The sequence below is a fragment of the Lichenifustis flavocetrariae genome (assembly GCF_026130545.1).
Lineage (GTDB): Bacteria > Pseudomonadota > Alphaproteobacteria > Rhizobiales > Beijerinckiaceae > Lichenihabitans > Lichenihabitans flavocetrariae.
In genome coordinates, this window is the sequence record NZ_JAMOIM010000004.1 from 376,168 (window position 1) to 382,310 (window position 6,143).

The window sequence follows — 6,143 nt, forward strand, 5'->3', positions numbered from 1 at the left end:
AACCCACACTTTTCATCGGCTTTAGTCGGACTGCATCGCACATTATTGGACGAACTTGGACGAAGCAGGCTTGGAGTCGCGCATCTCCCTTGCGCATTACGTCCATCGGTCGTGGCCGGATCTCTGGCGGGACACACGGCACCTCTACGGACACACGCACGAAACCTTGGCCGACAACACGCGCTCATGTGACGTCGGCGTGGACGCCTGGCAGTGTCGCCCGTGAGTCTGTTCGCCATTCTCGACAGACAGAACGCGGCGAAAGTGCTGCCGGAGAGCTTCTCAATCGACGTTGAGACGTTGGCATCTCGAAGGCGGATGCAATCGTATGACGTGCGGCTTTCAGCCCAAGCGCAGAGGTCGGTTGGGTTGCGTGGCCGAAGCTCAAAGCTATAACCGGTCGTATGAGAGCAGCATCACTTGAGTTCCTGAAAGACATCGTCAACGCACCTTCGCCGAGCGGCTACGAACAGCCAGCGGCACGGGTATATCGGGCTTACACCGAAGCCATTGCCGATCGCGTCACCACTGACGTCCACGGCAATGTTGCGGCCGTGATCCATCCTGACGCGCCAATGCGGATCATGCTGGCCGGGCACATGGACGAACTCGGCTTCATCATCCACCACATCGATGATGAAGGCCTTCTGCATTTCCAAGGTATTGGCGGCCACGACACCGCGGTCCCGGTCGGTCAGAGGGTCTGGGTCTATGGCAAGCAGCGGCTCGTCGGTGTCATCGGCCGGACGGCGATCCATCTCCAGGACGAAACCGAACGCAAGCGAAAGCCGGAGCTGAAAGATCTTTGGATCGACATTGGAGCCGCCTCCAGGGCTCAAGCGGAGGAGTTCGTCAGCCTCGGCGATGTCGCCACGTTCCAATATGAGTTTCAGCCCCTGCTGAATGATCGCGCCACTGCACGTGGCTTGGACAACAAGATGGGGGCGTTCGTCGTCGCCGAAACGCTCCGTCTGCTGAAGGAAGATGGTGGCCTTCATCGGGATGTCGGGGTCTATGCCGTGGCAACGGTGCAGGAAGAGATCGGCCTGCGTGGTGCCCAGACCTCCAGCTTCAGCATCAATGCCCAGACGGGGCTGGCAGTCGACGTCAACCACGCCATCGACTACCCCGGCGTGAGCAAGGCCCGTCACGGTCACCTTCAGGTTGGCAAAGGCCCAAGTGTCTCACGGGGGCCGAACACGAATCACGTGACCTTTGACTTGATCATGCAAGCCGCACGTGAGGAGGACATTCCATACCAAGTCAGCGTTAGTGCACGGGGAACGGGCACCGACGCAAACGCCATGCAGTTGAGTCGGGGCGGTGTGGCGACAGGGCTCCTGGGCGTTCCTGTCCGCTACATGCACACGCCGTGCGAACTGTTGAGCCTGAAGGACGTGGAAGACTGCGCCCGGCTGATGGCCGCCTACTGCCGTCGCATCCAGCCGGACACGGATTTCACACCGCGGTAGAGACTTGCAAACTGGGCAGAGGATATATCAAAGGCAACCGCCAACCCGCCGCGTCAGATTTGTCGGGGAGCACTCGAGAGTGCGTGCCCTTCAATTCCGATACCACTGACATTTGCGGGGGGATTAACGGCCTAATCGCGCCACAAGCTTCCGTTGGCTGGTCGCGTCTCAGAGACATTGGTGATCTGAGATGGCGGTCTGCCGCCGATGCGAAGGACCTTATGGCTATCGACCCACAGCAGATTAAAGCGACAGGCCTCGAAATGGAGGTTGCATAGCTTTGTTCGAGGTGAACACTTTCACACTGCCCAGCTCAGGCGCGCCGGCGGCGAGATTTGGCGTAGGTATCAAAAGCGACCGCGAGCACGATGATCAGCCCGATCACGATCTGCTGGATGTAGGATGACACGTTGAGCAGCACGAGGCCGTTCAGCAACACGCCAATCAGGATTGCGCCTACGACGGTGCCGAAAATCGTACCGATGCCGCCGAAGAGACTCGTACCACCGATCACCACCGAGGCAATGACGGTCAACTCGTAACCGATCCCCGCCACCGCTTCGGCCGAGTTCAGCCGCGCCGCGAGAACGAAACCGGCCAAGCCGGAAAAGAAGCCCATCAGCACGTAGACGCTGAGGAGGATGCGGGGGACCTTCAGGCCCGACAGGCGGGCCGCCTCGGCATTGCCGCCGACCGCGTAAACCTGACGGCCGAAGCGGGTGTAGCGCAGGATGAGGTGGGCCAACACTGCGAAGGCGATGAAGATCACCACGGGCGTTGGGATCATGCCAATGCGGCCCTGGCCCCAGAAGGTGAAACTCTCGTCGAATCCACTGATCGGGCCGCCGTTTGCGAGTAGCAGGGTCGCGCCGCGGAACGCCGACATGCCGCCGAGCGTCACGACGAAGGGTGGCACCTTGGCCTTGGTGATCGCGGCGCCCTGCAGGAGTCCGCACAGGATGCCGACGGCGACCGCGGCCAGCAGGGCGAGCCCCCAGCCGTGCCCGGCCCCGTGACCGCCGCCCGCGAAGTTGCCGGCCGCACCACCCTTCGCCACGATGGCGGCCACTATGCCACAGAAGGCGAGCAGCGACCCGACCGACAGGTCGATCCCCGCGGTCAGAATCACGAAGGTCATGCCGATAGCAAGCAAACCAGAAATGGAGATCTGACGCAGCACGTTGAGCAGGTTGATCGTCGACAGGAAGCGCGGTTGCAGCGTCGCGAAGACGGCCATCAGAATGACGAGGAAGATCAAAGGCGCAAAGCGCGCCAGCAGCCCGAAGGCATCGAAGGGCTGCTTATCGGGGTTCTGGGTGATGGGGGCGGAGGTCACGGTGGCGGCCTTCAGGCGGGTTCGAGCGCGGTGCGTAGGGTCATGAGGCGCATGAGACTCTCCTCGGTCGCCTTGCGGCGGGCGACCTCGCCGGTGAGGCGGCCTTCGCGCAAGGTGACGATGCGGTCCGCCAGCGCGATGACCTCCGGCAGCTCCGACGAGATCACGATCACGGCGATGCCATCCTGGGCGAGCCGCCCGAGCAGCCCGTGAACCTCGGCTTTTGCGGCCACGTCAATGCCGCGGGTCGGCTCGTCCACGATGAGGATCTTCGGCTTCAGGGCCAGCCAACGGGCCAGAACGACCTTCTGCTGGTTGCCGCCCGACAGGTTGCCAATCGCCTGGTCGGGACTCGCCATGCGAATGCCGAGCGCCTTCTGGAACTCGCGTACGAGCCCCCGCTCCCAGGCGTCCGAGACGTAGTCGAACGGCGCGCGCCGCCGTCCCATGGCGGTCACGGCCATGTTGTTGCGGATCGCGAGAGATAGGAACAGGGCCTGCTGCTTGCGGTCCTCCGGCACCAGGCCGATGCCGAGCGCGATGGCATCGGCGGGGGAGCGGATCGCGACTTCCCGACCTTCCACGAAGATCTGGCCGCCCGTAATCGAGTCGGCGCCGAAGATCGCGCGCGCCAATTCGGTGCGGCCAGCGCCCACGAGGCCCGCAATGCCGAGGATCTCGCCCGGCTGAACCGACAGCGTGATGTCCGTCACGGTGGTGGCATGCGGGTCGGCGGTGTTGCGCGTGCAGAGACGACTAACCCGCAAGGCGGGGACTCCAGGTCGCGCCGAACCGCCCTCGACCGGCGCCATGGCGCCGAGGTCCCGCCCCACCATCATCCTGATGAGGTGGTCAATGCTCGTTGTTGCGATGTCGGCCGACCCAACCAGCCGTCCGTCCCGCAGCACGGTGGCGCGGTCGCAGACTGTCATCACCTCATCCAGACGGTGGGTGACGTAGATAATGCCGATCCCGCGTCCCTTCAGGATGCGCACGAGCGCGAGCAGCCGTTCGACTTCCGCAACGCTCAACGCCGCGGTCGGCTCGTCCATGATGATGAGCCGCGCCTCCATGGACAGGGCGCGCGCGATCTCCACCATCTGCTGGTCGGCCACGCTGAGGTCGCGGACGAGGCGTCGCGGGTTGATGGACAAGCCGAGCCGGCTGAGCGCTTCCCGCGCGACGCCGAACGTCGCGCCCCAATGAACGAATCCTGCGCGGCCCGGCTCGCGGCCGATCATGATGTTCTCGGCCACGCTCAGCGTCGGAATGAGCGTGAACTCCTGGTAGATCGTGACGACGCCGTTCGCCTGCGCCTCGTGGGGTTGCGCCGGGACGTAGGGCACGCCGTTGAGCAGGATCGTGCCGACGTCTGCCGCCTGTGCGCCCGACAGAATCTTGAGCAAGGTCGACTTGCCAGCGCCGTTCTCGCCCAGCAACGCCAGGACCTCGCCCGTCCCGAGGTCGAGGTCAATGCCGCTCAGTGCCTGCACGCCGGGAAAGCGCTTACTGACGCCCCTGACGGACAGCAGCGCCGGCCGCGACGGATGCGTGTCGCCGGCCAGGCCGCTCGCGGTCACTTCACCTCGTCGAGGCGCTCGGCCTTGCTGAGGTTCTGCTTGGTGAGCACGATGGGGGTAAGGAGCACCAGGTCGCTGTCGGGCTTCTTCTTTTCCTTGATGTAGCGCATCAGGATGTCGACCGCCGTCTTGCTCTGCTCGGCCGGAAACTGCTCCACCGTCCCGGCCATGCCCCCGTCCCGGATGCTCGCGAGTGCATCCGGCAGGGCGTCGAAGCCGATCACCTTCACCTTCCCCTGCAGGTTGCGGCCCTTCAAAGCCTCGAAGGCACCAAGCGCCATGTCATCGTTGGCGCTGACGATCACGTCCGGTTGGGTGGGGAGCGACGAAAGCAAAGCTTCGGTCACCGACAAGCCCTGGTCGCGCGCGAAGTTCGCGGTCTGCTCGGCCGCGAATTTGTACTTGTCCTTGTGGGCGTCGAGCACGTTGTGCAGGCCCTTGTTGCGGTCGATGGCGGGGCTCGCGCCAGGTTGGCCCTGTAAGTTCACGATGGTGGCGCCATTCGGAAAGGTGTCGAGCACCCACTGTCCTTGCGCTTCGCCACCCTTGACATTGTCGGCGCCGACATGGGCGAGAACGTTCTTGGCGGTGGGCACGCGGCGGTCGATAGTGACAACCGGTACGCCCGCGTCGGCGATCTCGTTAAGCGCGGGCGCCATCGCGTTCACGTCGATCGGGGACATCACGATGCCGTCGACGCCCTTGGTCAGGCCGGCCTCGACATCTGCCGTCTGCTTAGGCGCGTTGTTTTGCCCGTCGGCCTCAAGCGGCGTCGCGCCCTGGGCCGTCACCTCGGCCTTCATGGCTTTCAACATGTGGACGAAGAACGGAAAGTTCAGCCCGGGCACGGAGGTCAGGATCGTCAGATCCTTGGCCGTTGCCGAACCGATCGTCGCTCCGGCCACGGTGAATGCGAAAACACTGCCCAGCAGCACGCGCCTGCAAAGCGACATCCGGTTCCTCCCTCGTATCATCCCCGGCTTGGCGCCGAGGTTACGGCCAGTGTCGTTGTGTCCCTGGGGGTCGGTCAAGGGGCAATCACGAAATGCTTGGGCGTTCCGCCGACCCACCGGACCCGATCGATTGACAGCACCTCGTCCGGGCGCCTTGAGTCAGAGTGCATCGAACAACGAGCATCGACGGGACGGCTTACGTCGTGTCAGCCGGAGAGCGGCTCAACAGCTAGGGATGGAAACCATGAAGTCCATGACGGGCGGCGCTCCGGATTTCGGTCTCGCGGCAAGGTCGCGTTTGTGACGGGCGCGAACCGCGGCATCGGTCGGGCCTGCGCGGGCGCCGGTGCCGATGTGATCCTTGGCGTCCGCGGTTCTGCGGGCGCGCAGGACCTTGTCGAAATGATCCAGCGGCTCGGCCCGCGAGTGGCGACCGTCTGGCTCGACATGGCGCAGATCGACTCGGTTCGCACCGCCGCAGCAGCAGCCCTCGAGCACTTCGGGCGCATCGACATTCTGGTCAACAACGTCGGTATTGCGCCCGGCAACCTTGCCGAGAACATCACCGAGGCCAACTTTGGTAGCGTCCGGTTCAGTGGTGGAGAATTTGGCTCTGGGGCGGCGGGCGGAGCTCTGCGGATAGTGCTCCAAAGCAGACCCGAGGGCTGCACTCATCGATAGCTATTAATCTTACTGAGTCAGAAAGCCGCGTCGTCTGACGTCGTGGTCGGGCACTATGATCGGCATCGGGCTGATGTGGGGTTGGACATGACGTCGGAGAGTGACGCTCGATTTTCGTCTT

5 protein-coding genes and 1 pseudogene are annotated in these 6,143 nt (G+C 63.8%); 3 read left to right on the plus strand and 3 right to left on the minus strand.

Annotated features, from left to right (window positions below; translation table 11 throughout):
* Positions 1–58: 58 nt before the first annotated feature.
* Positions 59–285: pseudogene (locus M8523_RS36720) on the plus strand (metallophosphoesterase); the annotation flags it as partial.
* Between the two features lie 119 nt (positions 286–404).
* Complete coding sequence (locus M8523_RS09165; RefSeq protein ID WP_282584529.1) at positions 405–1,472, plus strand: M42 family metallopeptidase; 1,068 nt, start codon at positions 405–407, stop codon at positions 1,470–1,472.
* A gap of 313 nt (positions 1,473–1,785) precedes the next feature.
* On the opposite strand, the gene M8523_RS09170 is transcribed toward M8523_RS09165, so the two are convergent.
* From M8523_RS09170 to M8523_RS09180, 3 genes are read right to left on the minus strand one after another with little or no spacing between them, the layout of a single operon-like run.
* Entirely contained in the window at positions 1,786–2,808 is a 1,023-nt protein-coding gene (locus tag M8523_RS09170) for an ABC transporter permease (protein ID WP_282584530.1), read from the minus strand.
* 11 nt (positions 2,809–2,819) lie between these two features.
* Complete coding sequence (locus M8523_RS09175; RefSeq protein WP_282584531.1) at positions 2,820–4,388, minus strand: sugar ABC transporter ATP-binding protein; 1,569 nt, start codon at positions 4,386–4,388, stop codon at positions 2,820–2,822.
* Complete coding sequence (locus M8523_RS09180; protein ID WP_282584532.1) at positions 4,385–5,341, minus strand: substrate-binding domain-containing protein; 957 nt, start codon at positions 5,339–5,341, stop codon at positions 4,385–4,387. The genes M8523_RS09175 and M8523_RS09180 overlap by 4 nt, the downstream gene beginning before the upstream one ends.
* A 300-nt stretch (positions 5,342–5,641) precedes the next feature.
* Here M8523_RS09180 and M8523_RS36725 point away from each other — a divergent pair, with 300 nt between their 5' ends.
* Positions 5,642–6,022 (plus strand): SDR family NAD(P)-dependent oxidoreductase, encoded by a 381-nt coding sequence (locus M8523_RS36725; RefSeq protein WP_428350158.1) that lies wholly within the window; start codon positions 5,642–5,644, stop codon positions 6,020–6,022.
* Positions 6,023–6,143: the final 121 nt, after the last annotated feature.